This is a genomic window from Pseudomonas sp. IT-P74 (genome assembly GCF_949768175.1).
Classification (GTDB): Bacteria; Pseudomonadota; Gammaproteobacteria; order Pseudomonadales; family Pseudomonadaceae; genus Aquipseudomonas.
This window is the reverse complement of sequence record NZ_CATKQD010000066.1, coordinates 244157-264546: the sequence shown is the minus strand read 5'-3', so window position 1 is coordinate 264546 and position 20390 is coordinate 244157. Positions and strand designations below refer to the sequence as shown.

15 protein-coding genes and 1 pseudogene are annotated in these 20390 nt (G+C 60.4%); 9 read left to right on the top strand and 7 right to left on the bottom strand.

Annotated features, from left to right (window positions below):
* Positions 1–91: 91 nt before the first annotated feature.
* The 4 genes from ACM6J5_RS23570 to secA form a co-directional block, all read right to left on the bottom strand.
* Positions 92–1036: a Nudix family hydrolase gene (locus ACM6J5_RS23570; RefSeq protein ID WP_414929433.1), complete on the bottom strand. Its 945-nt coding sequence runs from the start codon at positions 1034–1036 to the stop codon at positions 92–94.
* Positions 1033–1665 (bottom strand): glutathione S-transferase family protein, encoded by a 633-nt coding sequence (locus ACM6J5_RS23565; RefSeq protein WP_414929432.1) that lies wholly within the window; start codon positions 1663–1665, stop codon positions 1033–1035. Before ACM6J5_RS23565 ends, ACM6J5_RS23570 begins: the two co-directional genes overlap by 4 nt.
* A gap of 146 nt (positions 1666–1811) precedes the next feature.
* On the bottom strand, positions 1812–3029 hold the full coding sequence (gene argJ, locus ACM6J5_RS23560; RefSeq protein WP_414929431.1) for a bifunctional glutamate N-acetyltransferase/amino-acid acetyltransferase ArgJ: 1218 nt from the start codon (positions 3027–3029) through the stop codon (positions 1812–1814).
* Between the two features lie 120 nt (positions 3030–3149).
* Positions 3150–5885 (bottom strand): preprotein translocase subunit SecA, encoded by a 2736-nt coding sequence (gene secA / locus ACM6J5_RS23555; RefSeq protein WP_095942791.1) that lies wholly within the window; start codon positions 5883–5885, stop codon positions 3150–3152.
* 307 nt (positions 5886–6192) lie between these two features.
* On the opposite strand from secA, the gene ACM6J5_RS23550 reads away from it, so the two are divergent.
* On the top strand, positions 6193–6651 hold the full coding sequence (locus ACM6J5_RS23550) for a DUF721 domain-containing protein (RefSeq protein ID WP_095942792.1): 459 nt from the start codon (positions 6193–6195) through the stop codon (positions 6649–6651).
* 102 nt (positions 6652–6753) lie between these two features.
* Here the strand turns inward: ACM6J5_RS23550 and ACM6J5_RS23545 are convergent, their stop codons facing one another.
* Positions 6754–8232 carry a helicase HerA-like domain-containing protein gene (locus tag ACM6J5_RS23545; RefSeq protein WP_095942826.1) on the bottom strand — a complete coding sequence of 493 codons (1479 nt, stop codon included), beginning with the start codon at positions 8230–8232 and terminating at the stop codon, positions 6754–6756.
* A gap of 188 nt (positions 8233–8420) precedes the next feature.
* Here ACM6J5_RS23545 and ACM6J5_RS23540 point away from each other — a divergent pair, with 188 nt between their 5' ends.
* From ACM6J5_RS23540 to ACM6J5_RS23530, 3 genes and pseudogenes are all read left to right on the top strand, one after another.
* Positions 8421–10310 (top strand): methyl-accepting chemotaxis protein, encoded by a 1890-nt coding sequence (locus ACM6J5_RS23540; protein ID WP_414929430.1) that lies wholly within the window; start codon positions 8421–8423, stop codon positions 10308–10310.
* Positions 10311–10523: 213 nt separating this feature from the next.
* Positions 10524–11636 carry a glycosyltransferase family 4 protein gene (locus ACM6J5_RS23535; protein WP_095942794.1) on the top strand — a complete coding sequence of 371 codons (1113 nt, stop codon included), beginning with the start codon at positions 10524–10526 and terminating at the stop codon, positions 11634–11636.
* Positions 11629–12402, top strand: a pseudogene (locus ACM6J5_RS23530) (DUF2334 domain-containing protein); the annotation flags it as partial. The gene ACM6J5_RS23535 and the pseudogene ACM6J5_RS23530, both read left to right, overlap by 8 nt.
* A gap of 277 nt (positions 12403–12679) precedes the next feature.
* Here ACM6J5_RS23530 and purU read toward each other — a convergent pair.
* Complete coding sequence (gene purU, locus ACM6J5_RS23525) at positions 12680–13528, bottom strand: formyltetrahydrofolate deformylase (RefSeq protein ID WP_007993692.1); 849 nt, start codon at positions 13526–13528, stop codon at positions 12680–12682.
* Between the two features lie 338 nt (positions 13529–13866).
* Between purU and mvaT the strand changes: the two genes are divergently transcribed.
* Entirely contained in the window at positions 13867–14244 is a 378-nt protein-coding gene (gene mvaT, locus ACM6J5_RS23520; RefSeq protein WP_007933316.1) for a histone-like nucleoid-structuring protein MvaT, read from the top strand.
* 99 nt (positions 14245–14343) lie between these two features.
* Here mvaT and sbcB read toward each other — a convergent pair whose 3' ends face one another.
* Positions 14344–15774 (bottom strand): exodeoxyribonuclease I, encoded by a 1431-nt coding sequence (gene sbcB, locus ACM6J5_RS23515; protein ID WP_414929429.1) that lies wholly within the window; start codon positions 15772–15774, stop codon positions 14344–14346.
* Between the two features lie 187 nt (positions 15775–15961).
* Between sbcB and ACM6J5_RS23510 the strand changes: the two genes are divergently transcribed.
* From ACM6J5_RS23510 to ACM6J5_RS23495, 4 genes are read left to right on the top strand one after another with little or no spacing between them, the layout of a single operon-like run.
* Positions 15962–16687, top strand: a complete 726-nt coding sequence (locus ACM6J5_RS23510) for an RDD family protein (RefSeq protein ID WP_095942797.1) — start codon at positions 15962–15964, stop codon at positions 16685–16687.
* Positions 16684–17661 (top strand): stage II sporulation protein M, encoded by a 978-nt coding sequence (locus ACM6J5_RS23505; protein WP_095942827.1) that lies wholly within the window; start codon positions 16684–16686, stop codon positions 17659–17661. The genes ACM6J5_RS23510 and ACM6J5_RS23505 overlap by 4 nt, the downstream gene beginning before the upstream one ends.
* Positions 17648–19192, top strand: a complete 1545-nt coding sequence (locus ACM6J5_RS23500) for a DUF4129 domain-containing protein (protein ID WP_414929428.1) — start codon at positions 17648–17650, stop codon at positions 19190–19192. Before ACM6J5_RS23505 ends, ACM6J5_RS23500 begins: the two co-directional genes overlap by 14 nt.
* Positions 19189–20352: a DUF4350 domain-containing protein gene (locus ACM6J5_RS23495; protein WP_095942799.1), complete on the top strand. Its 1164-nt coding sequence runs from the start codon at positions 19189–19191 to the stop codon at positions 20350–20352. Before ACM6J5_RS23500 ends, ACM6J5_RS23495 begins: the two co-directional genes overlap by 4 nt.
* Positions 20353–20390: the final 38 nt, after the last annotated feature.

The window sequence follows — 20390 nt, the reverse complement described above, 5'->3', positions numbered from 1 at the left end:
CTCCCACATTTGATCGCATTTCTTCAGCAACAATGCGGTCACCTGTGGGAGCGAGCCTGCTCGCGATGGCGTCATAAGCTACAGCACAGAATCAGGCCTCAGGCCAAAACGCCCGAATCCCCGCCACACCCTGTGCCCCCGCAGCCCAGGCTTTCTCGACCTCAGCCGGGCCAACCCCACCCAGCAGGAACACCGGCTTGCTGAAGCCCTCGATCAAGCTCGATGCCTGTTCCCAACCCAGCGGTTCGGCGCCAGGGTGAGTCTGGGTCGGCTGCACCGGCGACAGGGTCACGAAATCCACCCCCATCTGTTCGGCCAGCGCCAGTTCTTCAGCGTTATGGCACGAAGCCGCCAGCCAGCGCGATGCCGGTAACGGTCGGACAGCCGCTGCGTACTTGCGCAGTTGCGCCGAGGTAATGTGCCAACCGGCGGACGGGAAGTCGCCCAGCCATTCGAACGGCCCCTTGATCATCAATTGCGCCTTGCCGGCACACAGCCCTACCGCATCCACGGCCAGGTCGCGGTATTTCGGGTCGTAACCGTTCGGTGCACGCAACTGGATCAGCTTGATCCCACCCGCGATGGCTTTCTGGATTCCCCGCAGCAACGCCGGGGTTTCCAGGTCTTCCGGGGTGATCAGGTACTGAGCGGGTAGTTTCGCGGCCGCGACGATCGGCTGATTGGCTGCCGGAAACTCGTAATCCGATAAATCTCGGGGCGACACCCAGGCCAGTGGTTGGCCTTCGGCGCCGTGGGGCTCGCCGGTAAACGCCGAGACTTCCCAGACATCCAGCAACACCTGCTTGTCCGGGTAATCGTGCCGGACCTTGATCAGCGGGCGCGTCGCGCCGACCACGATACCCAGCTCTTCATGGAGTTCACGGGCCAGTGCGGTTTCGACCGATTCGTCGGCCTCGACCTTGCCACCGGGAAACTCCCACAAGCCGCCCTGGTGCTGGGTATCGGCACGGCGGGCAATCAGGATTTGGCCACTGCCATCGCGGATGACGGCGGCGGCGACATGGACTCGTTTCACCTTTGCAACTCCTCCAGTCCAGCCTTCTGCCAGGCCTTGAACGCTGGCCATTGGTAGAGGGTTTCAACATAGGCTTCGTCAGCCGCGGACAGTTTCACCCGATAGGTGCGCAGGCGCACGGCGATGGGTGCAAAGAACGCATCGGCCAACGTGATGCGGCCAAACAGGTACGGACCGCCCTCGGTCGCAGCGGCACGACACTCGGCCCACAACGCCGACATGCGCTCGATGTCCGCCTGGACATCGGCCGGGACCGGCGACAGTGCTGCGTCATGGCTCAGGTCGAACGGCATGTTGCCGCGCATGGCGAAAAAGCCACTGTGCATCTGCGCGCAGGCCGAACGCGCCTGGGCACGGGCGGCAGTGTCTTTGGGCCACAGGTTCGCGTCGGGAAACTGTTCCGCCAGATATTCGGCAATCGCCAGGGAGTCGGCGATGGTGCCGTGTTCGGTTTTCAGCAGCGGGACCTTGCCGGTCGGTGAATGCTTGAGCAGACGCTCACGGGTGTCCGGCTGGTTCAGCTTGATCAGTTCTTCGGTGTAGGAAGCGCCGGTCAGGTCGAGGGCCAAGGCGCCTCGCAGGGACCAGGAAGAAAGCAGTTTGTCGCCGATGATCAGGTGCAGGCTCATGTTCGGGACCTTTGGATGGAGGACAGAGCAGTCTAGTTGGCGACTGACAGACCGCAATCGCTAGCAAGGCTAGCTCCCACATTGGATTTGTGTACACCAGGAACCAGTGTGGGAGCTAGCCTGCTAGCGATAGGGGCAACGCGGTCTTACGTACGGTACTCGGCGTTGATCTTCACGTATTCGTGGGACAGGTCGGTGGTCCAGATGGTTTCGCTGCAATCGCCACGACCCAACTCGATACGGATGGTAATTTCTTCCTGCTGCATCACCGCCGCGCCCTGGGCTTCGGTATAGGTCGCCGCGCGCGCGCCACGACTGGCAATGCACACTTCACCGAGGAATACGTCGATCTTGCTCACGTCCAGGTTCGGTACACCGGCACGGCCTACGGCCGCCAGGATACGGCCCCAGTTCGGGTCCGAGGCGAACAGCGCGGTCTTGATCAGCGGCGAGTGGGCCACGGTGTAACCGACATCCAGACATTCCTGGTGATTGCCGCCGCCGTTGACTTCAACGGTGACGAATTTGGTCGCGCCTTCACCGTCGCGAACGATGGCCTGGGCCACGTCCATGCACACTTCGAACACCGCTTGCTTGAGCTTGGCGAACAGCTCGCCTTCGGCACGGGTGATTTCCGGCAACGCCGCCTGACCGGTAGCGATCAGCATGCAGCAGTCGTTGGTCGAGGTGTCGCCATCGATGGTGATACGGTTGAACGATTTGTTGGCGCCGTCCAGCATCAGGTTTTGCAGCACGTCGCGGGAGACTTTGGCGTCAGTGGCGATGTAGCCGAGCATGGTCGCCATGTTCGGGCGAATCATGCCGGCGCCTTTGCTGATCCCGGTAACGGTGATGGTCACACCGTCGTGCTGGAACTGACGGCTGGCACCTTTTGGCAGGGTGTCGGTGGTCATGATGCCGGTGGCGGCAGCTTCCCAGTTATGGATCGACAGGTCGTCGAGGGCCGCTTGCAGCGCGCCTTCGATTTTCTCGACGGGCAGCGGCTCGCCGATCACACCGGTGGAATACGGCAGCACCTGGCTGGCATCGACACCGGTCAACTCGGCCAGTTTCGCGCAAGTGCGCTCGGCGGCGGCCAGGCCAGGCTCGCCGGTGCCGGCGTTGGCGTTGCCGGTGTTGGTCAGCAGGTAACGCACAGCACCTTGCACGCGTTGTTTGGCCAGGATCACCGGTGCGGCGCAAAAGGCGTTCAGGGTGAACACGCCGGCAACCGTGGAGCCTTCTACACAGCGCATGACCACAACATCCTTGCGCCCCGGGCGCTTGATGCCGGCCGAGGCGATACCGAGTTCAAAACCGGCAACCGGGTGCAACGTTGGCAAAGGACCAAGACCAACAGCCATGAATGCGCTCCTTTATAAATGATGTCAGCACCGTTTCAGCAGAACGGCGGTTCGAATGGTAAAACGCCGCGACGGCAGAAGCCGGTCGCGGCGCGGGTATTTCAGCGATTGAAACGGGTTTTACTGAATCTGCCCGTGGCAATGCTTGAACTTCTTGCCCGAACCGCAGTAGCACAGCTCATTGCGACCCAGCTTCTGCTCGTTGCGAACCGGCGCGGCAGCAAGGGCAACATCGACCTCTTCGCCCAACACTTCCGGCTGCTCAAGGCCTGGGGCTTCTTCATGCAGGAACTGCATGCGAGCGGCCAGTGCCTCGGCTTCCTGACGCAGGCGCTGCTCTTCTTCGATCGGGTCTTCGCGGCGAACCTGAACGTGGGACAGCACACGGATCGAGTCGCGCTTGATCGAGTCCAGCAATTCGGAGAACAGGGTGAAGGACTCGCGCTTGTATTCCTGCTTCGGGTTCTTCTGGGCATAACCACGCAAGTGGATACCGTGGCGCAGGTGATCCATGGTCGACAGGTGGTCTTTCCACAGGTCGTCCAGTACGCGCAGAACGATTTGCTTCTCGAAGGTGCGCAGCGCTTCGGCGCCCGCCTGGTCTTCTTTCTCGTTGTACGCCGCGATCAGTTCCTGCATCAGTTTCTCGCGCAGGGTTTCTTCGTACAGGTGATCGTCTTCGTCGAGCCATTGCTGGATCGGCAACGTCACACCGAAATCACTCTGCAATGCAGCTTCCAGACCGGCCACGTCCCACTGCTCAGGCAGCGATTGCGGAGGAATGTGTGCGCTGACGGTGGCGTCGAGCACATCCTGACGGAAGTCAGCGATGGTCTCGCCAATGTTGTCGGCGGCCAGCAACGTGTTACGCATGTGATAGATCACTTTACGCTGTTCGTTGTTGACGTCGTCAAACTCAAGCAGTTGTTTACGAATGTCGAAGTTGCGGCCTTCAACCTTGCGCTGGGCCTTTTCGATGGCGTTGGTCACCATGCGGTGCTCGATCGCTTCGCCAGGCTGCATGCCCAGGGCCTTCATGAAGTTCTTCACCCGGTCAGAGGCGAAAATGCGCATCAGGCTGTCTTCCAGCGACAGGTAGAAACGACTGGAACCGGCGTCGCCCTGACGACCGGCACGACCACGCAGCTGGTTGTCGATACGGCGCGATTCGTGACGCTCGGAGGCAATCACCTGCAAACCGCCCGACTCGAGCACTTGCTGGTGACGCTTCTGCCAGTCGGCCTTGATCTGGGCGATCTGCTCAGGGGTCGGGTTTTCCAGGGAAGCCACTTCCACTTCCCAGTTACCGCCCAAGAGGATATCGGTACCACGACCGGCCATGTTAGTGGCGATGGTCAGCGCGCCCGGGCGACCGGCCTGGGCAATGATCTCGGCTTCCTTTTCGTGGAACTTGGCGTTCAGAACCTTGTGTTCGATGCCTTCCTTCACGAGCAGACTGGACATGTGCTCGGAGGTTTCGATGGTGGCGGTACCGACCAGAACCGGACGGCCCGCGGCCATGCTTTCCTTGATATCAGCCACGATTGCCGCGTATTTCTCGTCGGCGGTCAGGAACACCAGGTCGTTGTAGTCTTTACGGGCCAGCGGCTTGTTCGGTGGAATCACCATGACCTGCAGGCCATAGATCTGGTGGAACTCGAACGCTTCGGTGTCGGCCGTACCGGTCATGCCGGACAGTTTGTTGTACAGACGGAAGTAGTTCTGGAAGGTGGTCGATGCCAGGGTCTGGCTTTCGGCCTGGATGTTCAGGTTTTCCTTGGCTTCGATGGCCTGGTGCAGGCCTTCGGACAAGCGGCGGCCCGGCATGGTGCGACCGGTGTGTTCGTCGACCAGTACGACCTGACCGTCCTGCACGATGTATTCGACGTTGCGATGGAACAGCTTGTGCGCGCGCAGACCGGCGTAGACGTGAGTCAGCAGGCTCAGGTTGTGCGCCGAGTACAGGCTCTCGCCTTCAGCCAGCAGGCCGATGCGGGTCAGCATTTCTTCGACGTACTGGTGACCGGCTTCGTTGAGTTCGACCTGACGGGACTTCTCGTCAACGGTGTAGTGGCCGGCCTTGGTGACTTCGCCTTCCACTTCTTCGACGTGCAACTCAAGCGTCGGGATCAGTTTGTTGACTTCGATGTACAGCTTGGAGCTGTCCTCGGCCTGACCGGAAATGATCAGCGGGGTACGGGCTTCGTCGATGAGGATGGAGTCGACTTCGTCGATCACGGCAAAGTTGAGTTCGCGCTGGAATTTTTCTTCCATGCTGAACGCCATGTTGTCGCGCAGGTAATCGAAACCGAATTCGTTGTTGGTGCCGTAGGTGATATCGGCGGCGTAGGCCGCGCGCTTCTCTTCCGGCGGCTGGAACGGCGTGACAACGCCGACCGTCAGGCCGAGGAATTCATACAGCGGGCGCATCCAGTTGGCGTCACGGCGGGCCAGGTAGTCGTTCACCGTGACAACGTGCACGCCGTTGCCGGACAGCGCGTTGAGGTAAACGCCCAGTGTTGCCACCAGGGTCTTGCCTTCACCGGTACGCATTTCCGCGATCATGCCTTCATGCAAGGTCATGCCGCCGATCAGCTGGACATCGAAGTGGCGCATGCCCATGACACGCTTGCCGGCTTCGCGGGCGACCGCAAAGGCTTCTGGCAGCAGCTTGTCGAGGGATTCCCCTTTGGCGATGCGGGCCTTGAACTCGCTGGTCTTGGCACGCAATTGATCGTCCGAAAGGGCCACCATTTGCTCTTCGAAGGCATTGACGAGTTGCACCGTCTTGAGCATGCGTTTGACTTCACGCTCGTTCTTGCTTCCAAAAAGTTTCTTTAACAAAGGCGCAAACATATCGGCAGGATCTTCCACACTAAAGGGATGGAGGGCGGCCCCGTGAGTCGCCCGAGCAGCCCTCATGGCCGCATGCGAACGAGCATTCTACCCGGAAACGATGGAGAGGAAAGTGGCGATATTCCACGATGCTGGCACAGCGCTTTGACGGGGCTCACTTAAAATAAGGGCGTTTTGCTCAACTTCAAGCCGTTCCAGGCAGAAGTTAGTTGTTGATTTAATGGGTAAAGCACCCACAAAAGCAATGGGCGGGTGCATCCGGCGCTTTCTGCTACCATGGCGCCTCTGTTACTTCAGGTGTCTGATCATGGCATTTCGCCCACTTACGGCCAAAGTACCTGCCGTTCTACTACGCGAAGCCAAGCCGCTGAAAGCCATTCTCGGCCACGCCCAACGTCTGGGTCATCTGCAGCGTTTGCTCGAAAGCCAATTGCAACCCGCCGCTCGCGAGCATTGCCACGTGGCTTCCTGGCGCGAGGGCAGTTTGTTGCTGATTGTCACCGACGGCCATTGGGCAACCCGCCTGCGCTACCAGCAAAAACGCCTGCAACGACAACTGCAAATGTTCGACGAGTTTGCCAATCTGACCCGGATCCTGTTCAAAGTTCAACCGCCGACCATTCAGCAAGGTGCGGCCGGGCACACCATGGATTTGTCCAACGACGCGGCAGCGACCATTCAGGCCACGGCCGATGGCATCAGCGACCCGAATCTGCGGGCAGCGCTGGAGCGACTGGCGGCGCACGCCAAAACCAAATCCTCATAGGCACCCCTTGCTCGCGAAGGCGGCATGACATTCAACAATGATGTTGCCTGACACACCGATTCGCGAGCAGGCTCGCTCCCACAGTTAAATTGTGTCCGCTCGCTACCGGCGTTTTTTGCTGCCCAGCAACGAGCCCATCAAGCCGCGCACCAACTGTCGGCCAATCTGGTTCGCCGCCTGTTGCATCGCCGATTTCAGCGCCTTCCCGGCCGCTGTGCCGAGGAACTCTCCGGCCTGTTCGGTGAAACTCGGTTCCTGTTTGTCCTGCTCCGCTTCGGGCTCGGGTGCCAGTCCCTTGCGTCCCATCAGCACTTCATAGGCTGATTCGCGATCGATCGGTTGGTCATAACGCCCTTTGAACGGCGAGCCTGCGATCAATATCGTGCGCTCGGTTTCGGTCAAAGGCCCGATCCGCGATTGCGGCGGTGCGACCAGCACCCGTTGGACCATTTCCGGCGTGCCCTTTTCCTGCAAGGTGCCGACCAGCGCCTCACCGATCCCGAGTTCGGTCAACACCGACAACGCATCGAACGCAGGATTTGGCCGAAAACCTTCGGCCACCGCGCGCAGGGACTTCTGCTCCTTGGCGGTGAACGCTCGCAGACCGTGCTGGATGCGCAAACCCAACTGCGCCAGCACATCATCCGGCAGGTCACCCGGCGACTGGGTGACGAAATACACGCCCACGCCTTTCGAGCGAATCAGCCTCACGACCTGTTCCAGACGATCACGCAATGCCTGGGGCGTGCCGTTGAACAACAGGTGAGCCTCGTCGAAGAACAGCGCCAGCAGCGGTTTGTCGGCATCGCCACGCTCCGGCAGTTGCTCGAACAGCTCGGCCAGCAGCCACAGCAGGAATGTCGCATAGACTTTCGGCGCTTCATGCACCAGGCGGCTGGCATCGAGCAAATGAATGCGTCCGCGGCCATCCGCCGTCGGCTGGAGGATATCTTCGAGTTGCAGCGCTGGCTCGCCGAACAAGGCTTCGGCGCCCTGTTGCTCCAGGGTCGCCAGACGTCGCAGCAACGCCTGGCTGGAACCGGTGGTCATCAATGCCGCATCGTCGCCCAGCAACTGGGGGTTGTCCCGCAGGTGATTGAGCAACGCTTTCAGGTCCTTGAGATCGAGCAACAACAGGCCTTCGCGGTCCGCCACCTTGAACGCGGCGTACAGCGCCGACTGCTGACTGTCGGTCAGCTCCAGCAGGCTGCCCAGCAGCAACGGCCCCATTTCACTCAAGGTTGTGCGTAAAGGATGACCGGACTGACCGTGTATGTCCCACAACGTCACCGGATAAGCCTGAGGTTTGTGGTTGAGCCAGGGCATCCCGGCAATCCGCTCGGCGATCTTGCCCTGGGGGTTGCCGGCGGCGCCGAGGCCGCACAGGTCACCCTTGATGTCAGCGGCGAACACCGCCACGCCGGCATCGCTGAAGGCTTCGGCCATTCGTTGCAAAGTGACGGTCTTGCCGGTGCCGGTCGCGCCCGCGATCAATCCGTGGCGGTTCGCCAGGCGCATGGCCTGGGCAATCGGCTGCCCTTTGAGATCGGCGCCGATAACGAGTTGCAATGAGTCAGGCATTTGGTCACCCATGATTAATCTTTGGTCCTGCACGGCCGATAGAGATTACGACAAAGCAGTCAGACACGATCTGGTCGGAAATTTCCCTAAGGAGAGTCGGAAAATTCACTTGCTTTCAACCTTGCCCGTCGTGCGTCCCTTTATAAAAGCACGCGCTGGACATTAAGACCTTAGCGGAACCCCAAGCCATGAACAAAAATCTGCGTTTCAGCCATAAAATCCTGCTTGCCGCCGCCCTCATTGTGATTGCCGCCTTCGCCTCATTCACGCTGTACAACGACTATTTGCAGCGCAATGCCATCCGCGAAAACCTGGAAAATTATCTGCAGGAAATGGGCGGAGTAACCGCCAACAATATCCAGACCTGGTTGAACGGGCGCAGCCTGCTGATTGAAAACCTGTCACAAACTGTCGCGCTCAACCCCGATGCCGACAAGGTTTCCAGCCTGCTTGTACAAAAAGCCGTCACCTCGACCTTCATGGGCGCCTACCTCGGCAGCAAGGATGGCTCTTTCATCATTCGCCCGGACAGCAAGATGCCCGACGGCTATGACCCGCGTGCACGCCCTTGGTACAAGAGCGCGCAAGGCAGCAGCGGTTCGGCATTGACCGAGCCGTATATTGATCTTGCCTCCGGTCAACTGGTGATTTCCATTGTCGACAGCGTTATCAAGGACGGCCAGAACATCGGCGTGGTCGGTGGCGACCTGAGCTTGCAGGTGATCGCCGACAGCCTTGGCTCGCTGGATTTCGACGGCATGGGTTATGCCTTCCTGGTCAGTTCCGACGGCATGATCCTGGTACATCCCGACAAAGCGCTGGCGATGAAGACGCTCAAGGATGTCTACCCGCAAGACACACCAGCCATCAGCAGCGCAATGAGCGAAGTCCAGGTCGACGGCAAAACCCGCATCGTGACCTTCACCCCGATCAAAGGCTTGTCGTCGGTCAACTGGTACATCGGTGTGTCGGTCGATAAGGAAAAAGCCTACTCGATGCTCAGCGAGTTCCGCGCCTCGGCTGTGGTTGCGACCATCATTGCCGTGGCCATCATCATCGCCCTGCTCGGCATGCTGATTCGCATCCTGATCCAGCCGTTGCACGTCATGACCCGCGCCATGGCCGACATCGCTGACGGCGAAGGCGACCTGACCAAGCGTCTGACCATCCAGAACAATGACGAATTCGGCACCCTCGGCACCGCGTTCAACCGTTTCGTCGAGCGCATTCACGGCTCGATCCGCGAAGTGTCCTCGGCCACCGGGCAAGTCAACGAAGTGGCATTGCGCGTAGTGGCCGCTTCCAACTCGTCGATGTTCAACTCCGACCAGCAAGCCTCGCGCACCAGCAGCGTCGCGGCCGCCATCAACCAGCTCGGCGCCGCCGCCCAGGAAATTGCCCGTAACGCCGCTCAGGCTTCGAGCCAGGCCAGCGATGCCCGCAACCTGGCCGAGGACGGCCAGCAAGTGGTGGACCGCAGTATCGTGGCGATGAATCAACTGTCGAGCATGCTCAGCGCATCGAGCTCCAACATCGAATCGCTGAACAGCAAAACGGTGAACATCGGGCAGATTCTCGAAGTGATCACCAGCATTTCCCAACAAACCAACTTGCTGGCACTCAACGCCGCCATCGAAGCCGCCCGCGCCGGTGAAGCCGGTCGTGGATTTGCCGTGGTTGCGGACGAAGTGCGCAATCTGGCACACCGCACACAGGAATCGGCGCAACAGGTGCAAACCATGATCGAAGAGCTGCAGGTCGGCGCCCGGGAATCGGTCAGCACCATGAGTGACAGTCAGCGCCACAGCCAGGACAGCGTGGAAATCGCCAACCTCGCGGGCGAACGCCTGAACAGTGTGACGTTGCGTATCGGTGAAATCGACGGCATGAACCAGTCGGTGGCTACCGCGACCGAAGAACAGACCGCCGTGGTGGAGTCGATCAACGTCGACATCACCGAGATCAACACGCTGAATCAGGAAGGCGTGGAAAACCTGCAATCGACATTGCGCGCGTGCTCGGACCTTGAGCAGCAGGCGGCGCGGTTGAAGCAGTTGGTAGGCAGTTTCCGAATCTAGCGTCTGAACTGGCGCCATCGCGAGCAGGCTCGCTCCCACAGGGTTAAACGGTGACTGTGTAGGAGCGAGCCGGCTCCGGGCGGCGTTCCGACGATAGCGGCCTGCCAAACACTACAAAACCCCGCTGACGCCCCCACCCGCACAACCCAAACCGAACATCTATCCTTCATATAGGTCAACCAAAGGAGTACAGGGACCGGAGGATCGTTCATCGTGCATATCGCTGACATCACCATGTTCTACGCCCCTGCCAGCGGTGGCGTGCGCACTTATCTGGATGCGAAGCACCGTCGCCTGGGCATCAAGCCGGGCATTCGCCACAGTTTGCTGATCCCCGGATCGTCCCTGGGCGAGCAGGATGGCATATTCACGGTTCCCGCCCCTGCCTTGCCCTTCGGCAAGGGCTATCGCTTTCCTCTGCGCCTGGCGCCCTGGCGCAATGTCCTGCAAGTCTTGCAACCCGATCTGATCGAAGTCGGCGACCCCTATCTCACCGCCTGGGCGGCGCTGGATGCGCGGCGACAACTCGATGTGCCGGTCATCGGCTTCTATCACTCGGACCTGCCCCTGCTGGTCAGAAACCGTATGGGCAACTGGATAACCAACAACGTCGAGGCCTACGTCAGCAAGCTCTACGGCAACTTCGACCGGGTCCTGGCGCCCAGCCGGGTCATGGCCGACAAGCTCACCGGGCTTGGGGTCAGGAATGTCTTCGTGCAGCCGTTGGGCGTTGACCTGCAAACCTTCAATCCTGACGCCAGAGACACCGGTCTGCGGGCCGAACTGGGCCTGGACGACAACACCCGCCTATTGATCTTCGCCGGGCGCGGTTCCAAGGAAAAAAACCTGCCGGTACTGCTCGACTGCATGAAACACCTGGGCCGACGCTATCACCTGCTGCTGGTTGGCTCGTCGATGCCCACGGCCGTGCCGTCCAATGTGACGGTGATCGACGAGTTCTGCCCGGCAGCACAGGTGGCCCGCCTGATGGCCAGCGCCGACGCATTGCTCCACGCCGGCGATCAGGAAACCTTCGGTCTGGTGTTACTCGAAGCCATGGCCAGCGGAATACCGGTGGTGGCCGTGGCGGCAGGGGCCTTCGAGGAAATCGTTACCGAGAACTGCGGCCTTCTCTGCGCGCCGAACAATCCCGCCGCAATGGCCACCGCCGTTCGAGAACTGTTCGGTTCGGGCAGCGTAGCCTTGGGACAACAAGCGCGATTACATGTCGAACGACATTACGCCTGGGATACGGTGGTCAACAGTTTGCTGCGGCACTATCACGCCGTGCTCGGCAGCCAATGGCCGCTGACAGCCAATGGCTGAGCCCATGAACAGTCCCGCTTTACTGCTGGTACTGCACGACGTGGCACCGCCCACCTGGGTCGATTACCAACCGTTCGTCAAAGCCGTCGCCGCCTTGGGTGATGTGCCGATCACCTGGCTGGTGGTCCCGGACTTCCACAAACACAACAATCTGGACGCCCATCCGCAGTTTTGCCGCCAGCTCAGTGCCAGGCTCGCCCGGGGCGACGAACTGGCACTGCATGGCTATTTCCATTGTGACGACGGGCCGATGACCCGCCATCCCCGCGAATGGTTCATGCGTCGGGTCTACACCCACGAAGGCGAGTTTTACTGTGTGTCGCAGGAAGCCGCGCTCGCCCGCCTGCGTTCGGGCATCGAAATGTTCCACCGCCATGACTGGCCACTGGAGGGGTTCGTCGCCCCGGCCTGGCTGATGAGCCAAGGCACTCGCCAGGCATTGCGCCAATTGCCGTTGAGTTACACCAGTGACTCGCAACGCCTATACCGGCTACCGGATTTCATCGCGGTCGAGGCGCCGGGGCTGGTCTGGAGCGCGCGCAGCGCCTTGCGCCGGGGTGTATCGAAGCTTGTCAGCGACGGGCGTGAACAGCGCTGGCAGCACGCCCCGGTGATTCGCCTGGGCCTGCACCCGGTGGACATGCGCCATGAGTTCTCGCGCGGATACTGGCTTCAAACCCTGGAGCGCCTGCTCGACAACGGACGGGTGCCAATGACCAAGGCCCACTGGCTGGCGCTGCAAAACGACCGTATGAGCCATGCTGCTGAAGTTGATAAAACTCAGGCAGGCTTGGGCTTGTCCTCGGATTCTTGCTGCAACTGTTCCCACAACCGCGCGGCGTCAGGAAACTCCGTACCGGTTTCAGGCCCCATATCATCCGGGTCGTAACGGCTCAGGCAACCTTCGCCCAGCGTGGCCGGGGCCTTGGAGGTGGCTTTGTCCAGCGGATCGGCCATGGTCATGTCCTCGGTGCGGAAACGGCGAAGGGCCTGAAGCGATTGAACGCCCAGGCCCTTCGAATTTCAACTGTGACGTACGTCCGTCAGAAGACGACGGTCTTGTTGCCATGCACCAGCACGCGGTCTTCCAGGTGATAACGCAAGCCACGAGCCAGCACCATTTTCTCGACATCGCGGCCGAAGCGCACCATGTCTTCGATGCTGTCGCTGTGGCTGACGCGCACCACGTCCTGTTCGATGATCGGGCCGGCATCCAGCTCTTCGGTCACATAGTGGCAAGTCGCGCCGATCAGCTTCACGCCACGCAGGGAGGCCTGGTGGTACGGCTTGGCGCCGACGAAAGACGGCAGGAAGCTGTGGTGAATGTTGATGACCTTGTGCGCGTATTCGCTGCACAGCTCGGGCGGCAGGATCTGCATGTAGCGGGCAAGCACCACCACTTCGGCGTCGTGCTGTTTGACCAGGCGCGAAACCTCGGCGAAAGCCGGCTGCTTGTCCTGCGGATTGACCGGGACGTGGTAGTACGGAATACCGTGCCACTCCACCATGCTGCGCAAGTCATCATGGTTGGAAATCACACAGGAAATTTCGCAGTCCAGTTCATCGCTGTGCCAGCGGTGCAGCAAGTCGGCCAGGCAGTGCGACTCGCGGCTGGCCATCAGGACGACGCGCTTCTTTTGCTCGGTATCGGTGATGCGCCAGTCCATCGAGAACTCTTCGGCGATCGGGGCAAAGGCTTCACGAAACGCTTCGATACCAAATGGCAGGGAGTCGGCACGGATTTCGTGACGCATGAAGAACCAGCCACTGAGATTGTCCGAGTGATGGCTCGCTTCAGTGATCCAGCCGTTGTGTGATGCCAGAAAGTTACTGACTTTGGCAACGATGCCAACACGGTCCGGGCAAGAAATCACCAGACGAAAAGTGCGCATGAGGGGGAAACTCCAGAACTTCGCAAAGGCCGCCATTCTAGCGATTGCGCAGCAAAACTGCAGTATTGTTGACGTTTCTCCCTGCCGGAAGGCCGATGCGGCAGGGTGGGCAGTACCGGTACCGGTTCGCCCGGATGCTCTAGCGGTACCGGCCAATTGTTAGTTTATGTATATCTGACAGACCTGGACCACACTAATAACTGCATTTACCAATGCGCGCGCCCTTCCCTGGCAATTAAATTAAATAAACTTGCCTTAAATGTTTACTTGATGAAACACCGTGACTATTATTGCCGCACTGTCACCTGCCATCCTGCGCACAACATAAGGTAGTCACCATGTCCTTGATCAACGAATATCGCGCCACCGAAGAAGCTATCAAAGAGCTGCAAGCCCGTTTGAAGAACCTGTCCCAAGACGACAAACTGCAAACCGAGCTGGAATTCGAAGGCAAACTGCGCACCCTGATGGGTGAATACTCCAAGTCCCTGCGTGACATCATCGCGCTGCTGGATCCGGAATCCAAAACCAAGGCACCACGCGGCGGCGCAGTGAAAACTACCGGCACCAAGCGTGCTCGCAAAGTTAAACAATACAAAAACCCGCACAACGGTGAAGTCATCGAAACCAAAGGTGGCAACCACAAGACTCTGAAAGAGTGGAAAGCCAAGTGGGGCGGTGACGTGGTGGAAGGCTGGGCTACCCTGCTGGGCTAAGCCCCAGAGCTTGTCGCAGATGGATCCGTGACAAAAAATAACGCCAGCAAATGCTGGCGTTTTTTTATGCGCGGCTTTTAAGCCCAGGCATGTTCGATTTCAAAGACTCAAACGCTGGCGCAGTCCCTGGACATAATCCTGCCATTCAACGAGCACCCCCTGCTGAAACCCAGTAGCACTAACGCTCAATTGGGCCGCGGCGTCCACAAAACTATCAAGGGTATTTGGCGCACCCCATTCAGGGTCTGACAAACGCTTCTGACAGAATATTCGCCAGCGTTCTTGCTCTTCGGAATTCAACGTATCGGGAAAGTTGCGTGCGCGATATCGAAACAGCAATTCAGGCAGACGCTCGTCATCGAAAGGCCACTGCTCTTGTGCCAATTGCATCGGGTCAACGGTTCTGACTTGTTCACACAATCGCCGATCCCGGTCACCGATAAATCCATCGTATAACTGTTGCTCCGGATCCTGACTCTGGGAAAAATCTTCGCGGGCATAAATAGTCAGGACTTTATCCAGCCAAACTTTCCGGGCGTCATTGAGCTGCGACACCCTCTGCTGATACAGCGCCATATCCAGACCCAGACGCTGCTGATCTTCCTGGCGAAGTACCGACAACGGTGCCACTACCGGGCACTTGTTGATGTGAATCAGCTTCAACGGCACCGGCAACTCGCCTTCGGCCAGTTCGTCGCGGCGGGTATACAAGCGCTGGCGCAAACTTTCGGCATCCAGATCGAGCAGGCCCTGGGGATCGAGGTGCAAGTCACAGACAATCAGGGCGTTTTTGTTGCGTGGGTGCCAGGCCAGCGGCAACACCACCCCCACATAGTTGCGCGCGGCTGAAAAACGTCCGGAAACATGTACCAAAGGTTGCAGCAGGCGTATCTGGTCCATGACTTTCTGTTTGCTGCGCAGTTGAAACAGCCAGTCGTACAACTTCGGTTGTTTTTCCCGTATCAGGCGCGCCAGGGCGATCGTCGCCCGAACGTCCGACAGTGCTTCGTGGGCATTGCCATGATCGATGCCATTGGCAGCGGTCAGGCGTTCGAGCTTGAGCGTGACCCGCCCCTCGTCATCGGTCGGCCAGACCAGGCCATCGGGGCGCAAGGCATAGGCCGCGCGCACCACATCGATCAGGTCCCAGCGGCTGTTGCCGCCTTGCCACTCCCGCGCATAGGGGTCGAAAAAGTTTCGGTACAGGCTGTAGCGGGTCATCTCGTCATCGAAACGCAAGGTGTTATACCCCGCGCCACAAGTACCGGGCGCAGCGAGCTGGGCATGCACCCGGGTCATGAAATCGGCTTCGCTCAAGCCTTGCGCCTGCAGTTGCCCGGGAGTGATCCCCGTGATCGCGCAGGCAGCCGGATGCGGCAGGATGTCATCACTGGGCTGGCAGTAAAGATTGACCGGTTCGTCGATTTCATTGAGATCGAAGTCAGTGCGCAGGCCGGCCATTTGCAACGGACGGTCGCAACGGGGGTTGATGCCAGTCGTTTCGTAGTCGTACCAGAAGATGGAGGTCACGGGCGATTCCTGAACTGAAGATCGGCAAAGTCTAGGCGTTCACCTCCCGCCCCGGCCAGTAGTCTTGTCATTCAAGCACCTTGCACGACTCACCATGCAATACATAGTTATGTCGTTTCCCCCCGTATAGGCTGCTAGCATCGAATGGGTACACAATCCCGATCCAGGCCACATCATCAGGTTGCCCATGCTCCAGACCACAGCACTGCCAGGGACTGCGCCGCTGTCACCGCCGCTGGATACGCGGTATCAGGTCGAAACGCCGGAGGGCGTCGACCTGCCACTGCGGCCGGCCGGGCTGATGGTTCGTGCGCTGGCATTCTCCATCGATCTTGGTTTGCGCGGCCTGGTCCTGGGCGTGCTGCTCCTTGCACTGGCAATGCTCGGCAAACTGGGCGCCGGGCTCGGCTCGATCCTGCTGTTCATGGTCAGCTGGTGGTACATGGTGCTGTTCGAGGTGCTGAACCACGGCCGCTCGCCGGGCAAGCAATGGATGGGCTTGCGGGTGGTGCACGACGATGGCACCCCGGTCGGCTGGTCCGCGTCGCTGCTGCGCAACCTGCTGCGCGTTGTCGACCTGCTGCCGTTTGGTTACTTCCTCGGGGCCATCAGTTGCCTGCAACACCCGCACTTCAAGCGCCTCGGCGATATCGCCGCCGGGACCCTGGTGATCTACCGCGAACGACCGCACACCCGCCCCCAGCTCCCCGAAGTCCAGCCTCGCAGCCCGGCCTTTGTCCTGACACTCACCGAGCAACGGGCCATCCTCGGGTTTGCCGAGCGCCAGGGTGAACTCTCCGAAGCGCGGGTCATTGAACTGGCTTCGATTCTCGCCCACCCCTTGAACGTCCAGCCACCGCAGGCGGTGACCGAGCTCAACGGCATCGCGCGCGGCTTGTTGGGGCCGACATGAAGCAAAGCCTTTTTGAACGCCGGTACAAGGCCGAATGGGAGGATTTCAACCACCTGCTCGAACAGTTGGAACGGGACGGCAAAGCCACCGACGCCGGCACATTCCCGAAGGACTACCGACGCCTCTGCCAACACCTGGCACTGGCACGGGAGCGTGGCTACAGCAGTTTCCTGATCGACTCCTTGCAGCAACAGGTGCTGCGCGGACACCAACAGCTTTACCGTCATCGCAGCGGTTTGGGGGCCAATGTGCTGGCGTTCATCCTGGCCGACTTTCCGCGACTGGTTCGCGAACAGTGGCGCTTCGTCCTCGCCGCCTGCCTGATGTTCTTTGGCAGTCTGGCCGGCTTCGCGCTGTTGGTGTACCTGTACCCGGAGCTGGTCTACAACCTGATCCCTGCCGCGCAGGTCAGCGAGATGCAAAGCATGTACGACCCCGTTGCCGGTCACCTCGGGCGCACGGCGGAGCGAGCCGCCAGTGAGGACTGGGCGATGTTCGGCTACTACATCATGCACAACATCGGCATTGCCTTTCAGACCTTCGCCAGCGGTTTGCTGTTCGGGTTGGGCAGTGTGTTTTTCCTGATTTTCAACGGCCTGATGATCGGGGCGGTGGCCGGGCACCTGACCTACGTCGGCTACGGGCAAACCTTCTGGTCATTCGTGATCGGCCACGGTGCTTTCGAACTCAGCGCCATCGCCCTGGCCGGAGCCGCCGGTCTGAAACTGGGCTGGGCCTTGGTCGCCCCGGGGCGCCTGCCACGGGCCGAGGCCTTGCGATTGGCGGCGCGCAAGAGCGTGCTGCTGATCTGCGGGGTCATGCTGTTTCTGTTGATCGCGGCCTTTATCGAAGCCTATTGGTCGTCGATGACCGGTCCTTCGCGCCAGACCAAGTACCTGGTCGGCGCGGCGCTCTGGCTGCTGGTGGTGGTTTATCTCGTGTTCGCCGGACGTTACCGCCATGCGCCTGAGTGACGCCACGGTGGTGATTCGCCCACGCTCGACCTGGGAAGCCATGGACCTCGGGGTGCTCCTGAGCCAGCGCCATCGACGTCTGTTGATGACCAGTTGGGCCTTGGTCACCTTGCCGGTTTTCGCGCTGCTCAGTTGGGGGTTCTGGGACTCGCCCTCTCTCGCCGTGTTCATTTTCTGGTGGCTGAAGCCGGCGTTCGAACGCCTGCCTTTGTACATCCTGTCCCAGGCGATGTTCGGTGAAACGCCCACGCTCAAGCAGGCCCTGCACCAATGGCCACGCCTGCTCAAACCGCAATTGCTGGCCAGCCTGACCTGGCGACGCCTGAGTTTGACCCGCAGTTTCGTGATGCCGGTGGTGCAACTCGAAGGACTCAACGGACAGCAACGGCAACAGCGCCTGCAGGTGTTGTTGCAGCGAGACGCCGGCGCCGCACGCTGGCTGACGATCATCGGCGCGCACCTGGAAGGCGCATTGTGGATCGGCTTGATGGTGTTGTTCTATCTGCTGCTGCCACAACAGGTCGCGCTCGACTGGAGCTGGCAGTCGCTGCTCTCGGCGGCCGCCCAGGACTGGCGCTGGCTGGAACACTTGACCAACGCCTTTTATGCACTGGTGCTGGTGGTCTGGGAACCGACCTATGTCGCCTGCGGTTTCAGCCTGTACCTGAACCGGCGCACCGTGCTGGAGGCCTGGGACATCGAACTGGTGTTCCGCCGAATGCGCCAGCGTCTGGTCAGTGCAAGCGCTGTCCTGTTGATGGCCGTGATTGTGCTGTTGCCGACCACTCACAGCCTGTGGGCCGCCGAATTGCCCATTTCACCCGACAGCCCGCGCCTGCTGGACCAGCCCCTGACCAGCCAGGCCTCCAGGGACAGCATCAAGTCGATCCTCGAACAGCCGCCCTTCAAGAACCGGGAGTCGGTCACGCGCTACCGCTTTGGCGAAGAGCGACCGAGCGCTGAAACTCCAGACGATGGCAAGACACCGCAATGGTTGAAGGACCTGCTGAAGCTGTTCGAGGGGCAACGCTTCGGGGCATTGGCGACTCTGATTGAAATCTTACTGTGGGGCCTCGTCATGGGTGCCGTCGGCCTGTTGATCTGGCGCTATCGCGACTGGTTGCAGGCCTTCGTCAGCCGCCGACCAATCCCCGACAGCAAAGCCACGCGACCGTTACCTCAGCAGGCATTCGGCATGGACCTCAAGCCCGAATCCCTGCCCGCCGACATCGCCGCCCACGCTGAAAGTCTTTGGCAGAGTCATCCACGCGAAGCGCTTGGTTTGCTTTATCGCGCCCTGCTCAGCCGTCTGTTGCACGACTTCAACATCGCGCTCAAGTCCGCCGACACCGAAGGCCAGGTGCTTCGGCGTGTAGAGCTACTGCAGCAGCCAGCCTTGCTGGCCTACAGCCAAAACCTGACCGGACACTGGCAAAACATGGCCTACGGGCATCGTCTGCCGCCTGCTCAGGTGCAGCAGGAACTGTGTAACGGCTGGCGTATCCTGTTCGGCACGGAGGCTGTCCGTTGAGTCGGCGTTGGGGCTCGATAGCCGGGGTGTTGATCGCCGTGTTGCTGGCTGCGCTGAGCGTTTATCTGTACCTCAAGGCAACCCCCTACCAGACAGAAGTCGACCACGGCCCCTCCCCCGAAGCCAATGCCAACCCTTATCTGGCGGCCGAGTTGTTCCTTCGCAAGCAAGGCCTGAGCGTCGGCCACGCCAACGGCCTCGATATCCTGCCCAGCCTCGACCCGCATCAACACAGCCTGCTGTTGCTCGGGGAACGCGGCAACATGACCCCACGGCAAATCGACCAGGTGATGAACTGGACCCGGGCCGGCGGGCGGCTTCTGTTTGTCGCCGAGTCGCTGTGGGATGAAAAGCTCGGCCATAGCAATGACCTGCTGCTCGACCGGGTGCAACTGCACCAGTCCCTGAGCAAAGACCTCAAGGACCCACCGTCAGGTATCGGTGATGATCCGTACCCGCTACTGACCAAGCTCTATCTGGAAGACGAGGACGCCCCGGCCTATGCCGGTTTCGATACCGCATTCCATCTCGAAGACCCGAAAAACCTCGCCCTGGCCTGGGCCAACAGCGCCAGGGCCACCCACATGATGCAACTCAACCACGGGCAGGGTTCGATCATCGTGGTCACCGATGCCGACCTGTGGAAAACCCCGGCCATCGACCGGTACGACAACGCCTGGCTGCTCTGGTACCTGACCACCGACACCCGCGTGACGCTGATATTCAACACCGATCACGACAGCCTGCTGACCTTGCTGCTGCGTTACTTCCCCCAGGCGCTGGTCGCGCTGTTCGCCTTGATCGGCCTGGGTTTCTGGCACTTTGGCGTGCGTCAGGGGCCACTGCTGGAACCCGTGCCGAAAGCGCGCCGGCAATTGCAGGAGCACCTGCGCGCCAGTGCCGACTTCCTGTTGCGTCGCAACGGTCAGGCCGGCCTGCTGCAAGCCTTGCAGCAAGACATCCTGCGGCGCGTGCGGCGTCGCCACCCCGGTTTTGAACAGCTCGGCGTTGCCGAACAATGGCTGGTGCTCGCGCGCCTGACCGGCCAACCCACACGCGCCATCAGCCAAGCCATGAGCCCGCGACCGAAACAACGGCTTTCCAGCGTTGAATTCAGCCGTCAGGTCGCTCACCTGCAAACCTTGAGGAACGCCCTATGATCTGGCACCTGACAAACGTTAGATGCTCCCGGGCACCT

Bases quoted from the DNA above. Each gene is read 5' to 3' on its own strand.
- ACM6J5_RS23565 (WP_414929432.1), bottom strand. From the start codon at position 1,665: ATGAGCCTGCACCTGATCATCGGCGACAAACTGCTTTCTTCCTGGTCC.
- argJ (WP_414929431.1), bottom strand. From the start codon at position 3,029: ATGGCTGTTGGTCTTGGTCCTTTGCCAACGTTGCACCCGGTTGCCGGT.
- secA (WP_095942791.1), bottom strand. From the start codon at position 5,885: ATGTTTGCGCCTTTGTTAAAGAAACTTTTTGGAAGCAAGAACGAGCGT.
- ACM6J5_RS23550 (WP_095942792.1), top strand. From the start codon at position 6,193: ATGGCATTTCGCCCACTTACGGCCAAAGTACCTGCCGTTCTACTACGC.
- ACM6J5_RS23545 (WP_095942826.1), bottom strand. From the start codon at position 8,232: ATGCCTGACTCATTGCAACTCGTTATCGGCGCCGATCTCAAAGGGCAG.
- ACM6J5_RS23540 (WP_414929430.1), top strand. From the start codon at position 8,421: ATGAACAAAAATCTGCGTTTCAGCCATAAAATCCTGCTTGCCGCCGCC.
- purU (WP_007993692.1), bottom strand. From the start codon at position 13,528: ATGCGCACTTTTCGTCTGGTGATTTCTTGCCCGGACCGTGTTGGCATC.
- mvaT (WP_007933316.1), top strand. From the start codon at position 13,867: ATGTCCTTGATCAACGAATATCGCGCCACCGAAGAAGCTATCAAAGAG.
- ACM6J5_RS23510 (WP_095942797.1), top strand. From the start codon at position 15,962: ATGCTCCAGACCACAGCACTGCCAGGGACTGCGCCGCTGTCACCGCCG.
- ACM6J5_RS23505 (WP_095942827.1), top strand. From the start codon at position 16,684: ATGAAGCAAAGCCTTTTTGAACGCCGGTACAAGGCCGAATGGGAGGAT.
- ACM6J5_RS23500 (WP_414929428.1), top strand. From the start codon at position 17,648: ATGCGCCTGAGTGACGCCACGGTGGTGATTCGCCCACGCTCGACCTGG.